The following is a 21,198-nucleotide window of genomic DNA, read 5'->3' as shown; positions in this document are numbered from 1 at the left end:
TTCTGCTAGGAGCGGGTTTCGGTTCAATCTCTGGCCTCACAAGGAACGGGGTCATCCGTTGTGGATGACCCCGTTGCGGGATCAGTTTTAGAACTGTTCAGACATTAGTTCCAATAGCCGAAACAGCCTTGGTTGTCAGATTGAGACCACCAGATGTCGAGATCGAGGGATTCGCCCTCTAAGCCGTTCCCTTTGTCCATCTCTGCTGTCATATCAAAGCTGTCGCCGGTTAAGTTTAATCGTCCTTCCTCGATACTCCAGGTGCCGGAACTTTGTTGAGGACCGTCATTTGTGTACCAGTCAGACCAAGTGTAGTTATAGGTGGAGTCTTCATTGATCTGTAAAGTCCCGCTGACCCCGCAGTAAGACCAGAGAATGTCGAATGTTCTGCCGCTGACCAGTGGCGCACCGAACTGAGAAAAGCCAACCAGCAGATCGGGGGAGCCGTCCTCATCGAGGTCCTGGTTGAGATCAAAATGTGTGTCTATCAAAAGGTTATCGAGGGTGGGGTCTTCGAACATCCCAGGAACATTGCCCTTCACAGGCGGAATCTGCTCCCGCAGATCGATGCCCTCGAAGAGGCGGCTGAAATCAATTGTTTCGTTGTCGCTAGAATCTGCCGGGTCATTTTCGAAAATGACTGGTTGGTCTAGTGCATCCTTGAATTGAGCGATATTTGCTTTGGCCTCCTCAATGTCGGCCGCCATTTTTTCAGGATTCTCGGTACACTCATATGCTGAGCCGATCCATGCGCAGTCTTCTGTATAGAAGTTGATGAAATTGTTTCTCTGATCATCCGTCTCTTCTTCCATGGCCGTGAAGGCGGCAAGCAATTGATCCGCAGCTTTATTGAACTGCTTTTTGCTTTCATCCAGACGGGTAGTGTAATCGGCTTTCAATGTGCCCAGTTCAGGATGGGCCTGCAGGAAGTCTTCTGCGGTGTAAGTTCTTTGATCGAGAGAATTTTCTGTGCGGAGTTTGTTTTCAACTTCAGAAATATCGATATCCAGATTGTAAGCTTGCTGAATATTCAGTTGCCCCAGCATGCCGTGGGCAACCGAGCTGAGAAACAAGGCGTCGGCATAATCGAACTGAACGGTCGAAGCATCGACCGGGTCGGTCCACTGGTAGCTGAACTGGGAACTGACCTGGCTCAGGGTGTTGGCGGCGCCGGTCAATTCACTGCCGAGGCGATTGAACAGGAACTGCTGCAGTTCACCGCTGGTGGGGGTTGTCTGAGGCAGAGGGTCGCTGACACATTCTTCGTAAGTCCAACCATAAGCCGTTGTAACTGTGGTGCACTCTTCTGGATAGGATATCAGCGAGATGTCATCACGCTCGTCGTAGAAACCAAAAGCGTCCAGAATGTCGCCCAGCCGGTTGTAGCCACTGCTAACGGTGCTGGAATATGGATTTGCCAGGCTCATGACCTGGGCCATGCTGCCGAAGAACAGGGCGGCGTCTTTATCGTTGCGGGTGGCCTCGGCATCTGTGGCTGTGAGTGCCGCCGCCATTTTGAAATGCCGCGTGGCCGCCAGCAGGTCATCGGTTTTGTTGTTTTGTGCTGCGGCGTCAAGAGCTGCAAAGCCTTTTTTCAGCGAGTCGGCAACCTTTTCGCTTGGTTTGTCGACGGTGCCATCATCGTCGATGGCAACTTTTCCATCTTCGCCAGCTTTTTCCATGGCGTCTCGAATCAATATGTCCGATACGCCTGTTTCAATGTCAAAGCTGTCATCGCTCTGAATTTTTTTGGCAATGAAGTCCGTGAGGCCGACGGATGTACCGATGCGGGTATTGAGGGGCTTATCCTCATTTTCAGGATTGAAAATCTTTTCATCCAGGATTTTGGAAACTGCCTTAAAAACTTCTTCTAGTTTTTGGTCATTGATATTGTTGTTGGTGGCAGTCAACGCGGTGTTGATCGCCATGGCGGCCACAAGCAGTTTGTGGTCAGGTTCCGTCATGGGATTCAGTTTGAGTTTGGCGCGAAAGGCTTCAATTTCTTCTTCAGAAGCATTTTCCCCTGCTAATAATATAGCGGCCTCCTTTTCATCCATGCCCTCAGCAAGAAGGGTGGTGATTGGAGAAGTCACTAGAGTGCCGTTATCATCCACTTTCCTCTTCAGCCTTCCATTGAAGGGAATACCGTTGTGTAAGCCTCGGGTGTCGGAGATGACAATAACGGAATCTTCAGAAAAGGGTTCATCAAAACTGAAATAACCGTGTTCATCTGAAGGTGTGGATCTCTGGAGGATTTCTTCATCGCCTGTTTCAGGATCAATCAATACTTCGTTAAATACGGCGCCAACGATATAGGGGTCAACAGCAATACCACTTCCGCTTACCGGGGGAGTATCACTGCCACTGCTGCCGCCACTGCCGCCACTGCCGCCGCAGGCGGCCAAAAACATTGTGGCAAGAAGAGCCACCAGACTTGTTCGAACAAAACTCATTTTTTTCCCTCCTGTGTGGTTGTGCATAGACATTGATGTCACGCCATGCACTGTTATTTGTGAAGTTTAATTTATCTGCTATTCTTTTTTTGTTGTCAATAAAAAAATGTTTTGAAAATCTTATTCACTTTGGACTGCAACAGGGCGGTTGATAATCTCTTTGTTACAGATTTAGGAGTGCGCGTGCTATCCTGTTGTCTGTGAATCGGATCGGATGCTGTGGAAGGATTCAATGATCATGGATGATCAACACCCCGTTGCTGGCGGTCCCTGCCGCCACCTGGAACATCTGGCCACGATTCTCGACAGTGTCGCCGATGGTGTCTTCACCGTCGATCAGCAGATGCGCATTACCTGGTTCAACCGGGCGGCGGAGGAGATCACCGGCTTTTCCCGCGAGGAGGCGCTGGGGCAGAGCTGCTGTGAAATCTTTCGCAGCAACATCTGCTTTACCCATTGCCCGGTGCGCGAGGCGCTGGCGAGCGGCGAGGATGTGGTCAACCGGCAGGTGGATATCCTCGACCGGGACAATCGCGAAATCCCCATCTCGGTGAGCGCCTCGGTGCTGCGCGACGCGGAAGGCAATCCGGTCGGCGGGGTGGAGACCTTTCGCGACCTGTCGCAGATTGAAGCCCTCAAGCGCGAGGTCGAGGGGCGGTACACCTTCCAGGATATGGTCAGTCGCGATCCGCGCATGCGACAGCTGTTCGACATCCTGCCCGATGTGGCCGTCAGTGATGCAACGGTGCTGTTGCAGGGTGAAAGCGGCACCGGCAAGGAGCTGTTTGCGCGGGCGCTGCATGATTTGAGTCCCCGGCGGGAAGGGCCGCTGGTGGTAGTCAACTGCGGCGCGCTCCCCGAACCGCTGCTGGAAGCCGAGATCTTTGGCGCCAAGCGCGGTGCCTATACCGGATCGGTGGAAGATCGTTCCGGGAGATTGGAGCAGGCCGAAGGGGGGACGCTGTTTCTGGATGAGATCGGCGATCTGCCTCTGGCGCTTCAGGTCAAGCTGCTGCGTGTGCTGGAAAACCGCGAGTACCAGCCCCTGGGCGCAAGGCGGCCGCGCAGGGCCGATGTGCGCTTTGTCGCGGCGACACACCGCGATCTGGAAGAGATGGTGGCCGATGGCAGCTTCCGACGCGACCTCTTTTTCCGCATCAACGTGGTCAACCTGAAAATTCCGCCTTTGCGGGAACGGCCCGAGGATATCCCTCTGCTGCTGGACGTGGCGCTGGACCGTTTCAATCGCGCCTACGGCAAGCGCATCGGCGGCTTCTCCCCGGAAGCTCTCGAATTTCTTCTCAACCACGATTATTCAGGCAACGTCCGCGAACTGTTCAATCTGGTGGAGCGCGCCGTGATCCTGTGCCGTGATACCACCATCGGTGCTGAGTCTCTGCCGTCGCGACGGGAGAGGCCGCAGGATTCAACCGAGCCCGCTCTGGTTGGGCGGCGCCCCACCGTAGAGCAGTTGCAGCAACTGCTGCGCCGTCACCGCGGCAATAAAACCGCCGTGGCGCGTGAACTCGGCATCAACCGCACCACCCTGTGGCGTTGGCTTAAAGAAGACAGCCCCTAAATCTCGTTGCAGCGTTGCATTTCGATGCCCGCTGCCGCAACGTACCTCTCTTTTGCTAAATCCTTACTTCTCCGCCTCTTTTTTTGTCCGTACTCTCTCTGCCGTTGCAACTGCAACAGCTTGAAGGATCCCTGCCGGTATCTTAAATCCTGACGCATCCGTAAGTTGCCGTAATCTAACGAAAAAATTGTTTATTTTTTTCGGCATATGTTTTGGAAACTACTGTAGATGTTCAATTCGTCCACTTGCGCCTTCAACTCAAGGGAGTCCAAAAATGTATACCGAAAAAGTCATGGACCATTTCGCCAACCCCCGCAACGTTGGTGTGCTGGAAAACCCGACCGTCATCGCTAAAATCGGCGACCCCGATTGTGGCGATTTTCTGGTGATTTTCCTGCGGATCGAAAACGATCGGATCGCAGACATCAAATACAAGATTCACGGTTGCGGTGCGGCAATCGCCACCTCGTCCATCGCCAGCGAAATGGTGAAGGGGATGCCTCTTGATGAGGTGTTGCGTGTAACAGATCAGGATATTGCCGATGCGCTGGATGGCCTGCCAGAGGAAAAGATGCACTGTTCCAATCTGGCGGCGGGAGCCCTGCATAGCGCCATAAGCCGCTATCGCGAATTTCTTGCTCAGGCAGCACAGAAACAGGCGGCTGAGAACGCATGAGGTTTTTGATCGGCAGCACGGGCGGTGATCGTTGCGGTGATCGTTGTTTTTTTGTTGCAATTTGCAACGATTTTCTCTGGAAATATGAAGGGTCGGCTATTAGATGTTTGTGTAACTAGTTGGAAATATTCTAATAAAAAGTTTTACGGTTACCTGGCACGTTCTTTGGAGTAGGAAAGCCCATGGAAACAAATCAGCTCACAGTCAAACGGATTCGCGTCGCGCTGCCGCTATACGGCAATCGGGTGTTGCCGCGCTTCGGTCTGGCACGGGAATTCGCCCTGGCCGATCTGGACTGCGAAGGTGATGTCATTCTGGGGGTGGAGCGCTGTGAGTGGCCCTCCTGGCGCTGGCCTTCGGTGCCGGAGTGGCTGAAGGCGCAAGGAGCTGTCGGTGTGTTGTGCAGCGGGATTCATCCGCGCCTCCAGCAGGCGTTGCAAGACGAAGGGCTTTGGGTGGTGTGGGGCTTTATGGGAGAGGTGGAGGAGGTGCTGAAGCTGTGGCTGCTGCAAGGTGCGGTCGAAGGCAGAGCGCCAGCCGCATCTTCCCCTTGCTGTCGACGGCGGACAACGCCGGGACGTGGGCACCAACATTTGGGATCGGGAGGAAAATCATGATCATTGCAGTGACATCCCTTGGAAATGATTCGGGCAGTCCCGTCGATGCGCGTTTCGGGCGGGCAGCCTGGTTTCTGCTTTACGATGATCAGGCGCAGAGCTGGGAACCTCTGGAAAATTCCCAGGGTCAGGAGGCGCTTCAGGGGGCCGGAATTCAGGCGGCGCAGCAGATGGCAAGCCGCGGAGTCGCGGTGTTGATTACCGGGACAACAGGACCCAAGGCGCAGCAGGCGCTCAAAACCGCCGGCATCAAAATATATCATGGAGCGAAGGGCTCTGTGGCCGCTGCGTTAGATGACTATAAAAAGGGGCGGCTGGAGCAGGCTGCGTGATGTTGCACCTCTCTTTTTACTTAGGACGATGACTTAATTTTTTACCGAGAGGAGTTTGAAAAATGTCGATTGATCAAACCATTGCTGTTCCTTCAATGCATCCCGGCGGCCTGGAGGCTGTACGTTCAGGCCATTTCGGGCGCTGCGACGTTTTTACTCTGGTGGAAGTCCGCCAGGGCAGAGTAGAAGAGGCCCGGGTGGTGGCCAATGCCGAGCATAGCGAGGGGGGGTGCCTGGTGCCGGTCAGAATTCTGCAGCAGGCCGGAGCTACCTCCCTGGTGGTGCAGGGGATCGGCATGCGTCCGCGCATCGGTTTCGCCCAGGCCGGCATTGACGTTCTGGTGGGGCCTGGCGAAACCGTGGCCCAGGTGGTGGAGGCTTATCTGAACAACCAGCTGCGGAACATCTCCGAACAGGATGTTTGCGGCGCGCATGGCTAGACCAGGTTACTCTCCTGGCTAAGGAGTCCGACGTGAATCTGTGCATTGTGAGCGGCAAGGGCGGCACCGGTAAGACCACGTTGAGTGTGTCGTTGGCGGCCTGGCTGGCAGAAAACCTGGACGACAAACAGGTCATGCTGCTCGATTGCGACGTGGAGGAACCGAACGCGCATCTGTATCTGACACCGCCGCAGGTGACGCAGGATCCTGTGAGCGTGCTGGTGCCGCGGTGGCAGAAAGAATTGTGCACCCACTGCGGGCGGTGCGGCAAGGTCTGTCAGTTCGGAGCCTTCGCGGTTCTTGGAGACCGCATCGAGATCTTTTCCGATCACTGCCATAACTGCGGCGTGTGCTCTTATGTCTGCCCGCATCAGGCGCTGCCGGAGCATCATCATGCAGTGGGTCGTACCCTGCGCGGACAGGTGGACGGGGTTGATCTGATCTGGGGTGATCTCAATGTGGGTGAGCCACGCTCGACCCCTGTGATCGAGGCCGTACGGCGGCAGGCGGGGGCGGGAACTGTCATTATCGACGGTCCGCCGGGAACCTCCTGCGGCATGGTGGCGGCGGCTTCCGGCGTCGACCTGGCGTTGGTGGTGACTGAACCGACCCTGTTCGGTCGTCATGACCTGGAGTTAGCCCTTGATGCGCTGCGGGCCCTGGAGGTGCCCTGTGCGGTGGTCATCAACAAGAGTCTTTTTGGTGACGCAGGGGTGCGTTCCTGCTGCGATCGGCATAACGTGCCGGTGTTACTGGAGATCCCTTTCCGGCGCGATCTCGCCGCCTGTTCAGCGCAGCAGGGTATCCTGCATCGCTTCGCTCCCGAATTCAATGCTCTGCTTGCACAGCTATGGAATGGATTGCAGCAGATGGCACGGCAGGGAAAGGTTACGGCATGAAACAGTGGGTGGTGTTAAGCGGCAAAGGCGGGACGGGCAAGACTTCGGTGACTGCGGCGCTGGCCTCTTTGTGGAAGACGCCGGGGGTGTGCGTCGATGCTGATGTGGATGCCGCCAATCTGCATATTCTGCTGCACCCCGAAAACCGCCTGCGGGAAGCCTTTATCGGTGGCAAAACCGCGGTGTGCGACCCCGAGTCCTGCACCGCCTGCAATCAGTGCGGAGAGCTGTGTCGGTTCGATGCGATCACATACGGGCATGTCAACCGCCTGGCCTGTGAAGGCTGCGGACTGTGCGTACTGGCCTGCCCGCAGAAAGCACTGCGATTGACAGACCGCGTCAACGGCAACTGGTTTGAGGCACAATCGAGCGCAGGGCCGCTTTTTTACGCCCGCCTGGGGGCCGGGGAGGGCAACTCCGGGAAGCTGGTCGGAAAGCTGAGAGAAAAAGCACGTGAATTTGCCCTGCGCAATGACAGTGACTGGATCCTGATTGACGGACCGCCCGGCACTGGCTGTCCGACCATGGCGGCGCTGACCGGAAATGACGCCATGCTGGCGGTGGCGGAGCCGAGTCCTTCCGGGTTGCACGATCTGGAGCGGTTGCTGAATCTTGCGCAGAATTTCAGAGTTAAAGCTTACGTTTGCATTAACAAAGAGGATCTCAATACCGAGATGGCATTGAAGATCCGCTCCCTGTGCGATCAGCGGGGAGTGCCGGTTGTCGGCACCATCCCTTACGATCCGGCGGTGGTGGAAGGCGCACGCCGCGGGTTGCCGGTGGTCAAATGGCCTGAATCGGCGGCAGCCCATGCCTTGCGACGCCTGGCTCGCCATCTGGACCAGCTCTCGTTTCAGGACAACGAACCGGGCGAGAGAAGTGTCGCCGAATAAGTGTTAAGACGCCGGCGTGCTGATCGCCTTTATCACACACATCAGTGAAAGGAGGCAGACTATGCCTGGATTCAATGGACAAGGCCCGCAAGGGCAGGGACCCCGTACCGGACGTGGTGCGGGACGCTGCAACAGTCAAACTTCTCCCGACGCACCCGTCGCCGGCCGCGGCCGCGGCTGCGGGTTGGGCCGTGGCCCCGGTCCCGGCCAGGGAATGGGCCCGGGGCAGGCACTGCGCCGCGGACGCGGTGCGGCACTGCGGGGGAGGCCCAACAATCTGGAACAAGATGGAGAATGAATCATCCTGATTTATAACTACTCCCCCCAGCGGGGGGAGGGGACTTGAATGACAGAGGCCGGCGGGAACAGGGGGGATTTTTGCGGCCCGTGGCCTCAAGGTGGTGCCGTTCCTCCATGCGGCACCGCCTTTTTTTGCTTGATATATTCAAAAATATGAATATATTCTGGCCAGAAAATAAAAGATCATACGAATCACTACAAGGAGTTTATATCTATGTGGCGTTTGCTGGCGCGGGTGAATCAGAATCTGACCCTGGCGATCCCTGTCATGATGCTGGCCGGGTTTGCGGTCGGGGTTCTGTTCGAAGTTCAGGGGATGCGTTCCATGATCATCCCCCTGACCTTTCTCATGGTCTATCCCATGATGGTCAACCTCAAGATCAAGAAGGTGTTTCAGGGGGGGGATTTCAAGGCCCAGTGGCTGACCCAGGCGCTGAACTTCGGCGTGGTGCCTTTTCTGGGCTACGGCATTGCCATGCTGGCCTTTCCCGACCGCCCCTACATGGCGCTGGGGCTGGTGCTGGCTTCGCTGGTGCCGACCAGCGGCATGACCATCTCCTGGACCGGCTTTGCCAGGGGCAACCTCGAAGCGGCGGTCAAGATGACGGTCATCGGCCTGACCCTGGGTTCGCTGGCGACGCCTTTTTATGTGCAGTGGCTGCTCGGCGCGCAGATCGCGGTGGATATGGGTGCTATCATGGTCAATATCGCGCTGATTGTTTTTCTCCCCATGGCGGCAGGGTTTGCGACCCAGCAGTTTCTGGTGCGGCGCTACGGCCAGCAGGTGTTCCAGCAGGAGCTTTCAAAAAAATTCCCGCCCCTTTCGACCCTGGGAGTGCTGGGCATTGTGTTCATCGCCATGGCGCTCAAGGCCAGGGCGATTGCCGCAGAGCCGGTAACACTGCTGCTGATCCTGCTGCCGCTGCTGGGTTTCTATTTTGTTAATTTTTTACTCAGCACGCTGGTGGGCAAATGGTTTCTGCCCCGCGCAGACGCTATCGCACTGCTCTACGGTTCGGTGATGCGCAACCTCTCCATCGCTCTGGCCATCGCCATGACCGCCTTCGGCCCGGCCGGTTCCGATGCAGCGCTGGTGATCGCGGCGGCCTATATCATCCAGGTCCAGTCGGCGGCCTGGTTCGTGCGCCTGACCGATCGGGTTTTTGGTCCTGTGCCAGAGGGGCAGGGGCAGATGGCCGCAGCTGTGCAGAAGTGAACCACATCCATCACAGAGAGATCAGGTGGGAACTGCGCCGCGTATTTAATAACCGGAAAATTCCAGCGCAACAAGTACGACGAGGATTGCGCCCGCCACAATTGCATTGACTTTAAGCGGGTCGGCTTTGAAAAGTTCCGGCAAAGTGATTTCGCCGAAGGAGCCGAGATTCAGAATGTGTCGCTCCAGCCAGGGGTAGATCACGGCATACAGGGCGCAGCCGGCCAGGATCCCGAAAACCCCGCCGAACAGTGCATCCAGCGAACCCTGGCCGACAGCGCCGGCTGCCGTCCCGGGGCAGTAGCCCAGCAGCGCAAAGCCTACGCCGAAGATCAGGCTCCCGATCACCGTGGAGCCGATTGAGCCCGCCTTGGGATGCAGGCGAGCCAGCCCTTTGCGCTTGAGAAAAAAGATGCCGACCATGCCGGTCACTACCGCCGTGAGAATCACTTTGACCACGGTGAAATCTTCAAGAAAAAGCTGGTTCATGATGATTTCGTACTTGGTGACCTGACCTTTCTGTAGAAAAAAACCAAACAAAAGGCCCATCACGAATCCGAGAAACAACTGCACCGCCCGGTTTCGGTGGATTTTCTCCAGCATGGCTTCCCCCCTTTCTTAGAAAATCAGCAGGGCGGTAATGATGCCGCCCACAAAGATGCCGATAGCCGCAACCCAGCTGCTGAGCACCAGCTGCATGGTTCCGCTCAGCGCATGTCCGCTGGTACAGCCGTTGGCCCAGCGGGCACCAACGCCCATGATTGCGCCGCCGATAAAAGCTGTGAACCAGCGCAGCAGCCAGCCGTCACCGAAGTGGGAAGCCCATACCCCGGGCACAAATCGCCAGGCGAAATCGCCGGACAGGATCGCCGATAGGGCGGCGCCGGCGATCAGTCCGATGACAAGCATCCATTCCCAGTCGATTTCAGGTGCGAACTTCTGGTAGTAGGGACGGCGCCTGGCTTTTTCGCCCCGAATCGCCGTTTCAATCATGCCGCTGCTGCGAGCATAAGCCGTTGAGACGCCGAGGGGGTGGTCGGACAGCAGAAAAGCAAACCAGCTCAGGATTCCGATGCCGACCCCTGCGGCGTAAGGGGACCAGGATTTGAGGTAGAGAAAACCGAATATCCCGTGTCCGGCATTCAAAGCCTGTGCTTCAACCTCTCCTTGTGCCAGTGCGAGTGATGCTGCTGTGAGCAGCAAAACAGCGAATGCGCTCACGCAAAGACCTGCTCTAAAAATCATCGCGCACTCCTTTTTCGAGGTAATGAGGACGTCAAAAGGGTCTGTTTGTTTTGCCGGTGCGGGGTCGCAACGCCTATGACAAGGGACACTTTTCGCCATCCCTGGCCTTTTGATCGGCGCCCTCTCTGGCGCCAAACACGCTTGACAGTAGAGACGTGACCCAGCGCGGAACAGTTACGTTGATATTCTGCATCCCACCGCGTGGCAGGCCGCCATCGAGCCGAGGCAGTCTTCGACCTGGTCGAAGCCGTTTCTTTTAAGGATCGATGCCGCAATGATGGCCCGTCTGCCGCTGCCGCAGAACGCGGTGATGGGTCGGGCGTCGGGAATCTTTTCAAGACTGTTGGGAAGGTCCCCTAAAAAGATGGACGTTGAACCGGGCAGGGTGCCCTGTTCGATCTCTTCGGGTTTGCGCACGTCGAGCAGTGTGAAGTCGGCCTGTTCATCGATGCGCTTTTTAAGCTCCCCGGCGTAGATGGCCGGAATGCGGTCATACTGTCGGCCGCTGGTCTCCCACTCGTGCATTCCCTGATCGAGAAAGGCGACCACGCGGTCATATCCCAGACGCACCAGGTGGCGTGTCGCGGCTTCCCAATCGCTGCCGCGCGGCAGCACGAGGCCGATATCCTGATCATAGGGGACGAACCAGCCCGCATAGGCCGGCAGCATGTCGAGGGGAATAGCCAGGCTCCCCGGGATGTAGGCGCCGGCAAAGGCTTCGGGAGAACGTGTGTCAATGACCAGCATACCGTCTTTCATCGCCCGGTCGAACTCGTCCGCGTCACAGGGCTTTGGCCGAGGCAGGCCATTAAGCAGCGGCGCGCCATTGAGGTTGTAGCCCTCCATTTTTTTGAAGTACGGGGGCAGGGTGTGTTTCTCCTTCAATTTTCTCTCGATGAACTGCTCCCGGCTTTGCACCTGGAGAGCGGGGTTATGCCTGCGCTCGTATCCCAGCGTCGAGAACTCACGGGAGGCCATTCCCGAGCCGCACACCGAGCCGGCCCCGTGTGCCGGATAGAGCAGCACTTCATCACCGAGGGGCAGGATCTTGTCAAACAGGCTGTCATAGAGCAGTCCGGCGACTTTTTCGGCCTGGTCAGGGAAAAAATCAGTGCGGCCGACATCGCCGATGAAAAGTGCATCGCCGGTAAAAACGCCGAGAGGTTCGTCGCTGAAGTCCTTGTCGCTGAGTACGAAAGAGAGGCTTTCAAAGGTATGTCCGGGAGTGGAAAGAACCCTGAGTTCGAGGCTCCCGAACTTAAAGACATCCCCTTCACGGGCCGTCTGGCCATACTCGAACGGCAGCTCTGCGCCATGGTAGATCGCCGCACCCGTCAATTCGGCCAGTTCGCAGGAACCGATGACAAAATCTTCGTTGCGATGCGTTTCAAAAATATGGGTAATTTTGCATCCTTCGCGATAAGCGAGATCCACATAGACCTGGCAGTCGCGACGCGGGTCGATGACTGCGGCACGGCCGTTGTCGCCGAGAATGTAGGAGAGCTGTGCGAGGCCTTCGGATTTGATCTTCTCCAGAAACATCATCATCCTCCCGTTGGTCGAATGTCTGAATTCATTCAGGGATCAATGCAGGGGTGCGGCTTGTTTGAAGGATAAAACAAAAACGGAGGACTGCAAGGAGGCGGAGGCAGGAGGGGAGGAGAGGAGCCCCTCCCCGGTCATCAGGGAACCAGGGCGGGGTCGTCACTCCCATGCTGAACAATTATGGAAACTCAGAGGTCGAAGAGGCGCGGGAACGGTTCAGCAGATGCGCGGCAGCTGTTCGCCGGCCAGCATCTCGATGGAGCGCAGGCCGCCGATGGCGGTGCGCAGAAAGACCTTGCCGGCGGATTGGCCGGTGACCTCGCCGATAATGGCCGCCTGCCGACCGGCGGGATGGCGGCGCATGATTTGTAGTGCCGCTTCGGACTGCTGGGGCGCGACAAACGCCAGCAGTTTGCCTTCGTTGGCGACAAACAGGGGATCGAGGCCGAGAATGGCGCAGGCGCCGCGCACGGCGTCGGAGACCGGCAGTTGGGTCTCTTCCAGGGTCAGATCGACATCGGATTGCAGCGCGATCTCTTTGAGGGTGGTGGCCACGCCGCCGCGGGTCGGGTCCCGCAGCACATGCAGCGCATCACCCAGCTCGCTCAGCAGGTCGGCGACCATGAAGTTGAGAGGTGCCGAATCGCTCTCGATGGGCGATTGAAGCTCCAGCCCTTCGCGCCCGGCGAGGACCGCCATGCCGTGATCTCCCAGGGTGCCGCTTACCAGGATCCGGTCGCCGGGGCGCGCGCCGCTGCCGAGAATCTCCCGGTCGTGCTCGAAGGTGCCGATGCCGGCGGTGTTGATAAAGATCCTGTCCCCCTTGCCGCGCGGCACCACTTTTGTGTCGCCGGTGACGATGCGCACATCCGCCGCCGCTGCCGCGGCCTTCATACTGTCAAGCACCTGCTCCAGCTCTGAGATCGGCAATCCCTCCTCGAGAATCAACCCGACGCTGAGATAGAGCGGGCGGGCCCCCGCCATGGCCAGGTCGTTGACGGTGCCGTTTACCGCCAGATCGCCGATGTTACCGCCAGCAAAGAAGATCGGATCGACCACATAGGAGTCGGTGGTAAATGCCAACCGCCCCCCCGGCGAAGTCAGCACCGCCGCATCGTTCTGATCCTTCTGCGCCACGCCGGACAGGCGGGGAATGATGACGTCGTCGAGAAGCTGATGGCTGAGCTTGCCGCCGCTGCCGTGGCCGAGGAGGATGATGTCGGATTTCATGAAAGACTCCTGGGAAGATTGAACCGCGGAGGGCGCGGAGAGCGCGGAGAAAAGGTCCGAGAAAACCCGAAAAACGCTTTTTTGTTTTAAGCCAATAAAAAGATTTTCTCAGATTTTCCTCTGCGTTCTCCGCGCCCTCCGCGGTAAAAAGCTTTCAAACCCCGTACTTATACTCCGCCGCACAAGTCCCTTCACTCGATACCATGCACGCGCCGACCGGGTCTTCCGGGGTGCAGATGGTGCCAAACAGGGGGCAGCTGCGGGGGGTGGTTTTGCCTTTGAGGATTTCGCCGCACAGGCAGCCGGGGTGTTCCACCGGCGGCTCGATATCGACAGTGATCTGCCGGGCGGCGTCGAAAGCGCGGAATGCGTCGCGCAAGCGCAGGCCGCTGGCCGGGATTTCTCCGATGCCGCGCCAGGTCGCGTCGCAGGGCTCGAACACCTGCGCCATGATGGCCCGCGCACGGGGGTTGCCGTCGGCACGCACAATGCGGCTGTACTGGTTTTCGACACGCGGCCTGTTTTCGATGACCTGGCGCGCCAGCATCTCGATCCCCTGCAGCATGTCGAGGGGCTCAAAGCCGGTGATAACGCAGGGGACATTGAGTTCGTCAACCAGCGGCTGATAGGCGGCGGGGCCGATGATAGCGCTGACATGGGCCGGGCAGATATAGCCGCTGACCTGCAGCTCAGGATCGGACGCCAGCACCGCCATGGGGCCGGGAATGGTCTTGTGGGCGCTAAGGATGAGGAAGTTGTCCAGCCCCGCGCTCTGCGCGGCCAGCACGGCACCTGCGACCGTCGGGGTGGTGGTCTCGAAGCCGACACCGAGAAAAACAACCTTCTTTTCAGGAATCTTTCGCGCCAGTGCCACCGCGTCGAGAGGCGAATAGACGATGCGCACATCGGCGCCGCGCGCCTTCTCGTTGTGCAGGCTGCTGCTTGAGCCAGGCACGCGCACCATGTCGCCGAAAGTGGCGATGATGACGTCCTCGCGGCGCGCCAGCGCCACCGCATGATCGACATAGCCCACCGGGGTCACGCACACCGGGCAGCCGGGACCGGAGATCAGCCGGATGCCTGTGGGGAGCAGGCCGCGGATGCCGTGCTGGTGGATCGCCATGGTGTGGGTGCCGCACACCTCCATGAACGTCATGGGGGAAGAGGCTTCAGTCGCCAGCCAGCCGATGCGCTCGAGCAGTCGGATTGCCACTTCGCGGTCGCGAAAGGCATCGAGGTATTTCATTCCACCCCTCCGCCGTCAGCGAGGATCTGACGGAACAGGGCGATGGTTTCCTCGGCTTCCTGCTGGTCGAGTTTGCTGATGGCAAAACCCGCATGAATCAACACGAAATCGCCCTCCGACACCGGATCGGCAAGCAGCATCAGGCTCGCCTCGCGCGTCACGCCGTCAATTTCACACTGAGCCAGGTCGCCGTCGATGGAACGGATCTGCATGGGAATGCCGAGGCACATTTTGAGACTCCATAAAAAGCATTTTACCGCCCGCTCGCCAAGGCTCGCTCGAGATCGCGGAGAACACGGAGACCTTAGATTCTCTCAGCGTTCTCCGCGATCTCCGCGGTGAAGACTGTAGATTATGATCTTTTCTTCTCAACCCCAGCCATCAACCACTCATACCAGGCCTGCATCCCCTCGCCGGTTCTGCATGACAGTTCCAGAATCTCGATGTTCGGGTTGACCTGGCGGGCGTAGGTTTTGCACTTTTCCACGTCGAAGTCGAGGTAGGGCAGCAGATCCGTTTTGTTGATGATCATCAGGTCTGCGGCGTGAAACATGTTGGGGTATTTGACCGGCTTGTCCTCCCCCTCGGTGACGGACAGCACCGCGACCTTGTGATCCTCACCCAGGTCGAAGGCGGCCGGGCAGACCAGGTTGCCGACGTTTTCGATCATCAGGAGGTCGGTGGCGTCGAGGTCGAAATGTTCAACACCGTGGCCGACCATGTGGGCGTCGAGATGGCAGCCGGCGCCGGTGTTGATCTGGTGCACGGGGGCGCCGGCGGCGGCGATGCGGTCGGCGTCGTTGGCAGTCTGCTGGTCGCCCTCGAGAACGGCGAAGCGCAGGCGGTCGCCGAGTTCGCGCAGGGTGCGTTCGAGCAGGGTGGTCTTGCCGGAGCCGGGAGAGCTGACCAGGTTGAGAACCAGCATCTTGCGCGCGGCGAACAGCAGGCGGTTGTTGCCGGCCAGGCGGTTGTTCTTGGAGAGGATGTCCTCTTCCACGCGGATAGTGCGCCGGTCCCCCTCGTGGTTATGATCGTGTGTGTGATCATGATGATGGTGATGGTGAGCGGTGTTCGTGCCGCAGCCACAATCGATGCACATGGTCAGTCGACCTCCATTTCGATGATTCGTAATTCTTCGCCCTGCACGGTGCGCATGCCGAAAGACTCGCAGTAGGGGCAGGCGAAAGTGTAGCGATCCATTTCACTTTCCCGGCCGCAGTCGTCGCAGCGACCGCGCCCGGCGATCCGATCGATGATCAGTTGCGCATCTTCCAGAAGCGTGCCCTGTGTGCAGGCCTCGAAAGCGAATTCCACCGCTTCGGGGATGACCCCGGACAGGGCGCCGATTTCGATTCGAACCGAGGTCACCCGCGTCACGCCCTGCTGGCGCGCATGCTGTTCGGCGATGTCGACGATATTGCGGGTGATGCCGAGTTCATGCATGAAAGGGGCCCTCCGGAATGACTGTGCGCACGTACCGTCTCCGTTTTGAAAGGCCCACTATAGGGTGGGGTTCAGGCAAAAATCAACCCTTGGAGGACGTTGTGAAACGTATACGTGTCCCCGTCCGGCGGCACGGCAAAAAGGATTGCCGATTTTCACGCTCTTCTGTTAGCCTCAACTCCTGTGAACTGCTTCCAATGAACTATGATGTTCCGGTGATGACAGGGATGGTGAATCATGGAGAAAGGAAAAATTCTCGTCTGCGATGACGAGGTGGATGTTCAGAATCTGCTGCGTCGCCTGCTGGAAGCGCGCGGGCACGGGGTCGAGTGTTTCGGGCAGGGGGCGGCGCTGCTCAAGGGACTTGAGGAGATGGAAGGCGCGCTCCCCGACCTGGTGATTCTCGACGCCAAGATGCCGGGCCTCGACGGGCTCGAGGTGCTGCGACGCCTGAAAGCGGCTCATGCCGAGCTGCCGGTGGTCATGATGAGCGCCTTTGCTACGGTGCGCAACGCGGTGGACGCCATGAAACTCGGCGCTCTGGATTACCTGATCAAGCCTTTCTCCACCGACGAGGTGCACAGCCTGGTCGATTCCGTCATCGAGCGCAATCGCCTGGTCAGTGAGAATCGCTCCCTCAAGGCCGAGATCCGCCGGCGGTTCAACCCGGAACAGATTATCTTTAAAAGCGAGGGGTTCAGCCGCGTGTTCGCATTGGCCAGAAAGGTGGCTTCCAGCGGGGCCGGTGTGCTGATTCTCGGCGAAAGCGGCACCGGCAAGGAACTGATCGCTTCGACGATTCATTATTCAAGCGAGCGGCGCGATCAGCGTTTTCTCACCATCAACTGCGCCGCTATCACCGACACCCTGCTGGAGAGTCAGCTGTTCGGCCATGTCAAGGGGGCTTTTACCGGCGCGGTGGCCAATCACCGCGGTCTGGTGGAGGAGGCTGATAAGGGCACGCTGTTTCTCGACGAAATCGGCGACCTGAGCCCGGCTCTGCAGGCCAAGCTGCTGCGACTGCTGCAGGAGAAAGAGTTCATGCCGGTGGGTGCGACCCGCGTGCGTCATGCCGATGTGCGGTTTGTCGCCGCCACCAACAAGGACCTGGAAAAAGAGGTGGCGCGGGGCAATTTCCGCGAGGATCTGTTCTATCGCCTCAATGTCGTGACGCTGGAGGTGCCGCCTCTGCGTGAACGGCGCGACGACATTCTGCCGCTGGCCGAACATTTTGTCCGCAAGTATGCCCCGGAAGGGCAGCAGAAGCTGTCGGCAGAGGCTGCGCGGATGCTGCAGGGCTATCATTGGCCGGGCAACGTGCGCGAGCTGGAAAACACCATCGAGATGGCGGTCATTCTGGCCGAAGGGGGGCGGGTCGAGGCCGACTGCCTGCCGTCTAAAATCTCCAACGCGCAGGCCACGGAATTTGTTCCTCCCGACGCGCCCGTGTCTCTCGAAGATGTGGAGCGGCTCTATATTGCCCAGGTCTACCGCCAGACCGGCGGCCATAAACTCAAAACTTCGGAAATTCTCGGCATCGCCCGCAAGACCCTCGATCGCAAACTGCGCCAGTACGGGATCGACCTGCCGGACAGTGAGTGATTTCCGTCCCGCCTCTTGAACGCCAACACTTCAACACTTTCTCCTCAGGTTTTACGCTTCACGCCCAGCCACAGATGGACAAAATGAAACATCGAGTGTCATTTTGCCACATTCTGCTCCTCGGCAGCGTTCGGTGCGAATGTATACGAAAACATCCCTAATCCTCTGATTTGATTTGTTTTTTAATGACAGGGCCATTTTTGTGGCATATCCCTTGCCTTTCTCCGGCGGCAGTCCAATTTCACCTGTTTCCCGTCGCGAAATTTCGCGCATATGGACAAAATGTCCATCACATCGATTGAGGAGAGAGCACTATGGGTAAAATCGTCATCGATCCGTTGACCCGAATCGAGGGCCATCTCAAGGTTGAGGCGGTGCTGGAGGGCGGAGTCGTCAAGGAAGCCAAAAGCTCGGGCATGCTGTATCGCGGGCTGGAAAATGTTCTGACCGGCCGTGATCCCCGCGACGCCGCCCGCATCATGCAGCGTATCTGCGGGGTGTGCCCCACCTCGCACGGGCTGACGGCCTGCTTCGCGCTGGATGAAGCCTACGGCGTCAACGGCAGCATCCCTCTGAACGGACGCGTGATGCGCAACCTGATCCAGGGCGCCAATTTCGTTCAGTCTCACATCCTGCATTTCTACCAACTGGCGGCGCTGGACTATGTCGATGTCACCGCGGTGGCGGACTATAACGGCTCAGATCCGACCCTCAAGAAAGTCCGTGAGTTTATCGATCGTGGCCATCTCGGGCCGTTCATGCCCCGTTACGAGGGGGACTACCGCCTCTCCAAGGAAGAAAACCGCGCGGCGGTGGCCCATTACGTGGAAGCTCTCAACCTGCGCCGCCTGGCCCACGAAGCGACCGCGGTGTTCGGCGGCAAGATGCCGCACAACATGTCGATTGTGCCCGGCGGGGTCACTGCACAGGCCAGCGTCGACAAAGTGGCCAACTTCATGTGGAAGATCGAACAGCTGCTTGATTTCATCGACACCCGCTATCTGCCCGACGTCCTGATGGTGGCGGAGCGCTATCCCGATTACTTCACCATCGGCGGCGGAACCACCAACATGATGTCTTTCGGTGTGTTCGATCTGGACAGCAAATCGGACCTCACTCAGCGGCGCCGCTGGATTCCGCAGGGCATTGTCCGCTCCGATCTCAAACTCGAGCATCTCGATCCCGGCAGGATCACCGAAGAGGTGGAGAACAGCTGGTACCGCGACACCGGGCCGGTGCATCCCTACGACGGCAGCACCGTGGCCGATCGCGACAAGGCTGGCGCCTACAGCTGGTGCAAGTCACCGCGTTACGCGGGTGACGTGATGGAGGTCGGTCCGCTGGCCCGTATGCTGGCAAGCTATGCCGGCGGCGACCGCGAAGTGCGGGAGCTGGTCGACGGCGTGCTTGGTAAATTCAATGCCGGTCCGCAGGCTCTGTATTCGGTCCTTGGACGTCATGCGGCACGCGCCATCGAATGCAAGCTGGTGGCGGAGAAACTCAAGCAATGGGTGCTCGAACTGCAGCCCGGCCAGCCGGTCTGTGCCGATTATCCCCTCGAAGTGACCAATCGCGGCATGGGGCTGCACGAAGCGCCCCGTGGAGCGCTGGGGCACTGGATCGATGTGGAGGGGGGCCGCACCCGCAACTACCAGGCCGTGGTTCCCACCACCTGGAATGCCGGCCCCATGGACGGCAAGGGCGTTCCGGGGCCGATGGAGCAGGCTCTGATCGGCACCAAGGTGCGCGACGAAGAGAACCCCTTTGAGCTGGTGCGGATCGTGCGCTCCTACGACCCCTGCCTGTCCTGCGCGGTCCACGTGGTTTCTCCCAAGGGGCGCGACCTCGGCCGCTTCGTGGTGGGGCCCGAATGAGCGCCGCCGTCGCTGCAACGGGCCGAGCCCCCGTGCTGGTGATGGCGGTGGGCAATATCCTGCGCCGCGATGATGGCTTCGCCGACGCTGTTCTCAAGGCGCTTGAAGGCGAAGATCTGCCGGCTGGCGTTGAGTTGTTCGATGCCGGCACCTCCATTATCGAGTTGATGGACGTTTTTCAGGATCGAGACAAGCTGATCGTGATTGATGCCATCGACGGTGGCGGCAGCCCCGGCACTCTTTACCGCTTCAGCCCGCAGGAGGTCGACTCCGAGGCCGTGGCTCTGCATGACATTCATCAGGTCGGCCTGCTTGAAACACTCAAGCTCGGCGAGCTGATCGACTGTACTCCCGGCGAGGCGGTGGTCATCGGTGTCCAGCCCAGGGAGCTCGGACTCGGTATCGGGCTGAGTCCCGAACTGATCGATGCGGTCCCCAAAGCGGTCGAGCTGATCAGAAAAGAAATCGCTCTGTCATTTTAATATTCCACAGGAGAGATCAATCATGGCTATTTCGCGACGTAGATTTTTGAAGTTCTCCGCCGGCACTGCCGCGGCGCTGGGAGTCAATATCTTCGACAACCCGCTTCTGAGCAAAGCCTTCGCCAGCGCCATCAAGGAAACGCCGGTGATCTGGTTCGCCTCCGGCGCCTGTTCGGGGTGTTCCGTGTCGCTGCTCAATGCATTGTCGCCCCGCATTCAGGATGTGCTGCTCGACCAGGTGGTGCCCGGGCATCACGTCAACCTGGCTTTTCATCCGACGGTCATGGCCGCTGCCGGCGACCAGGCCATGAACGCCATGTACGAGGCAGAGGAAAAATCCTTCATCCTGGTGGTGGAGGGCTCGGTGATTACCGAAGACCCTCGCATGTGCGAGGTGGGCGAGAGCCACGGTCACGGCATCGAAGGCACCACCCACATCGAGCGGCTGGGGAACAAAGCGCAGGCCGTCATTGCGGTCGGCTCCTGTGCTGCTTTCGGCGGTGTTCCCGCGGGTGGATCCAATCCCAGCGGATCCATGGGCGTGGCCGAATTCTTCAAGAAGAAGGGCGTTGCCACGCCGGTCATCAACCTGCCGGGCTGTGCGATCCATCCCGACTGGTTCATCTCCACCCTGGCCACCTACCTGCTGGCAGGCCCCGAAGCGATCGAAGTCGATACTCACGGGCGGCCGAAGGCGATCTACAGCAAGCTGATTCACGACAATTGTCCGCTGCGCGGGCATTTCGACGCCGGCCGTTTCGCGGAGAAGTTCGGTGACCCGGGCTGCGTGTACAAACTCGGCTGCAAAGGGCCGATCACGCGTGCCAATTGCCCGGAAAAGCCGTTCAATTCCGGCACCAACTGGTGCATCGGCAACAACCATCCCTGTAATGGCTGCGCCGAACCCGGCTATCCCTTCGATGACAGCATGTGGGCGCCGGAGCCGATTCACGAGGCGACTCCTCCGGCCACCTATCCGCCGATCTATACGGATCGAAAACAGGATCTTGACTGGACCCCGGGCTATACGGCGCTGGCCGGTCTCGCCGCGGGGGCCGTCGGGATGAAGGCGCTGGGCAAGGGGAAGGACGATTCTGAACGGGATCAGGATAAAAAGGAGTAGGTC

At 58.7% G+C, this 21,198-nt stretch carries 22 protein-coding genes; 13 read left to right on the top strand and 9 right to left on the bottom strand.

From position 1 onward, the window contains the following. Positions 1-104: 104 nt before the first annotated feature. On the bottom strand, positions 105-2,453 hold the full coding sequence (locus GSUB_RS14240) for a hypothetical protein (protein WP_040201387.1): 2,349 nt from the start codon (positions 2,451-2,453) through the stop codon (positions 105-107). 238 nt (positions 2,454-2,691) lie between these two features. Between GSUB_RS14240 and GSUB_RS14235 the strand changes: the two genes are divergently transcribed. The 9 genes from GSUB_RS14235 (at position 2,692) to GSUB_RS14195 (ending at position 9,405) form a co-directional block, all read left to right on the top strand. Further along, positions 2,692-4,032, top strand: a complete 1,341-nt coding sequence (locus tag GSUB_RS14235) for a sigma-54 interaction domain-containing protein (protein ID WP_052465087.1) — start codon at positions 2,692-2,694, stop codon at positions 4,030-4,032. A gap of 274 nt (positions 4,033-4,306) precedes the next feature. Next, positions 4,307-4,708 carry an iron-sulfur cluster assembly scaffold protein gene (locus tag GSUB_RS14230; RefSeq protein WP_040201386.1) on the top strand — a complete coding sequence of 134 codons (402 nt, stop codon included), beginning with the start codon at positions 4,307-4,309 and terminating at the stop codon, positions 4,706-4,708. Between the two features lie 182 nt (positions 4,709-4,890). Continuing rightward, complete coding sequence (locus GSUB_RS14225) at positions 4,891-5,325, top strand: NifB/NifX family molybdenum-iron cluster-binding protein (protein WP_040201385.1); 435 nt, start codon at positions 4,891-4,893, stop codon at positions 5,323-5,325. After that, positions 5,322-5,657, top strand: a complete 336-nt coding sequence (locus GSUB_RS14220; RefSeq protein WP_040201384.1) for a NifB/NifX family molybdenum-iron cluster-binding protein — start codon at positions 5,322-5,324, stop codon at positions 5,655-5,657. Before GSUB_RS14225 ends, GSUB_RS14220 begins: the two co-directional genes overlap by 4 nt. A 62-nt stretch (positions 5,658-5,719) precedes the next feature. Next, positions 5,720-6,097, top strand: coding sequence for a NifB/NifX family molybdenum-iron cluster-binding protein (locus tag GSUB_RS14215; RefSeq protein WP_040201383.1), 378 nt, complete (start codon positions 5,720-5,722; stop codon positions 6,095-6,097). A gap of 32 nt (positions 6,098-6,129) precedes the next feature. Continuing rightward, complete coding sequence (locus tag GSUB_RS14210) at positions 6,130-6,996, top strand: P-loop NTPase (RefSeq protein WP_040201382.1); 867 nt, start codon at positions 6,130-6,132, stop codon at positions 6,994-6,996. After that, positions 6,993-7,889: an ATP-binding protein gene (locus GSUB_RS14205; RefSeq protein ID WP_040201381.1), complete on the top strand. Its 897-nt coding sequence runs from the start codon at positions 6,993-6,995 to the stop codon at positions 7,887-7,889. The genes GSUB_RS14210 and GSUB_RS14205 overlap by 4 nt, the downstream gene beginning before the upstream one ends. Positions 7,890-7,950: 61 nt before the next feature. Then, a complete protein-coding gene (locus tag GSUB_RS14200; protein ID WP_084212102.1) occupies positions 7,951-8,187 on the top strand; it encodes a DUF5320 domain-containing protein in 237 nt (78 codons plus the stop codon). Positions 8,188-8,403: 216 nt separating this feature from the next. Next, a complete protein-coding gene (locus GSUB_RS14195) occupies positions 8,404-9,405 on the top strand; it encodes an arsenic resistance protein (RefSeq protein WP_040201379.1) in 1,002 nt (333 codons plus the stop codon). Positions 9,406-9,450: 45 nt separating this feature from the next. On the opposite strand, the gene GSUB_RS14190 is transcribed toward GSUB_RS14195, so the two are convergent. The 8 genes from GSUB_RS14190 to hypA all read right to left on the bottom strand — a co-directional run bounded on the left by GSUB_RS14190 (position 9,451) and on the right by hypA (position 16,114). Next, positions 9,451-10,008, bottom strand: coding sequence for a DUF6691 family protein (locus GSUB_RS14190; RefSeq protein WP_040201378.1), 558 nt, complete (start codon positions 10,006-10,008; stop codon positions 9,451-9,453). A 15-nt stretch (positions 10,009-10,023) separates the two neighbouring features. Next, complete coding sequence (locus GSUB_RS14185; protein WP_084212100.1) at positions 10,024-10,650, bottom strand: YeeE/YedE thiosulfate transporter family protein; 627 nt, start codon at positions 10,648-10,650, stop codon at positions 10,024-10,026. A 174-nt stretch (positions 10,651-10,824) separates the two neighbouring features. Then, positions 10,825-12,198: an MBL fold metallo-hydrolase gene (locus tag GSUB_RS14180; RefSeq protein WP_200890147.1), complete on the bottom strand. Its 1,374-nt coding sequence runs from the start codon at positions 12,196-12,198 to the stop codon at positions 10,825-10,827. A gap of 213 nt (positions 12,199-12,411) precedes the next feature. Continuing rightward, positions 12,412-13,425: a hydrogenase expression/formation protein HypE gene (gene hypE / locus GSUB_RS14175; protein WP_040201376.1), complete on the bottom strand. Its 1,014-nt coding sequence runs from the start codon at positions 13,423-13,425 to the stop codon at positions 12,412-12,414. Positions 13,426-13,579: 154 nt separating this feature from the next. Further along, complete coding sequence (gene hypD, locus GSUB_RS14170; protein WP_040201375.1) at positions 13,580-14,671, bottom strand: hydrogenase formation protein HypD; 1,092 nt, start codon at positions 14,669-14,671, stop codon at positions 13,580-13,582. Beyond that, positions 14,668-14,901: a HypC/HybG/HupF family hydrogenase formation chaperone gene (locus tag GSUB_RS14165; RefSeq protein WP_040201374.1), complete on the bottom strand. Its 234-nt coding sequence runs from the start codon at positions 14,899-14,901 to the stop codon at positions 14,668-14,670. Before GSUB_RS14165 ends, hypD begins: the two co-directional genes overlap by 4 nt. 122 nt (positions 14,902-15,023) lie before the next feature. Further along, the gene (gene hypB, locus GSUB_RS14160) at positions 15,024-15,770 is read right to left on the bottom strand and encodes a hydrogenase nickel incorporation protein HypB (RefSeq protein WP_040201373.1); all 747 of its coding nucleotides are present in this window, start codon (positions 15,768-15,770) and stop codon (positions 15,024-15,026) included. 2 nt (positions 15,771-15,772) lie between these two features. Next, a complete protein-coding gene (hypA, locus tag GSUB_RS14155; RefSeq protein WP_040201372.1) occupies positions 15,773-16,114 on the bottom strand; it encodes a hydrogenase maturation nickel metallochaperone HypA in 342 nt (113 codons plus the stop codon). Positions 16,115-16,351: 237 nt separating this feature from the next. On the opposite strand from hypA, the gene GSUB_RS14150 reads away from it, so the two are divergent. The 4 genes from GSUB_RS14150 (at position 16,352) to GSUB_RS14135 (ending at position 21,195) form a co-directional block, all read left to right on the top strand. Continuing rightward, positions 16,352-17,716: a sigma-54-dependent transcriptional regulator gene (locus GSUB_RS14150; RefSeq protein WP_040201371.1), complete on the top strand. Its 1,365-nt coding sequence runs from the start codon at positions 16,352-16,354 to the stop codon at positions 17,714-17,716. 314 nt (positions 17,717-18,030) lie between these two features. Then, positions 18,031-19,590, top strand: a complete 1,560-nt coding sequence (locus GSUB_RS14145; RefSeq protein ID WP_040201370.1) for a nickel-dependent hydrogenase large subunit — start codon at positions 18,031-18,033, stop codon at positions 19,588-19,590. Next, positions 19,587-20,072 carry a HyaD/HybD family hydrogenase maturation endopeptidase gene (locus tag GSUB_RS14140; RefSeq protein WP_052464960.1) on the top strand — a complete coding sequence of 162 codons (486 nt, stop codon included), beginning with the start codon at positions 19,587-19,589 and terminating at the stop codon, positions 20,070-20,072. Before GSUB_RS14145 ends, GSUB_RS14140 begins: the two co-directional genes overlap by 4 nt. Positions 20,073-20,094: 22 nt before the next feature. After that, positions 20,095-21,195, top strand: a complete 1,101-nt coding sequence (locus tag GSUB_RS14135) for a hydrogenase small subunit (RefSeq protein ID WP_084212098.1) — start codon at positions 20,095-20,097, stop codon at positions 21,193-21,195. The last annotated feature ends 3 nt before the right edge of the window (positions 21,196-21,198 follow it).

The organism is Geoalkalibacter subterraneus (assembly GCF_000827125.1).
GTDB lineage: Bacteria > Desulfobacterota > Desulfuromonadia > Desulfuromonadales > Geoalkalibacteraceae > Geoalkalibacter_A > Geoalkalibacter_A subterraneus.
Note: the sequence above shows the minus strand (reverse complement) of the source record. Positions and strands in the feature narration are given on the sequence as shown.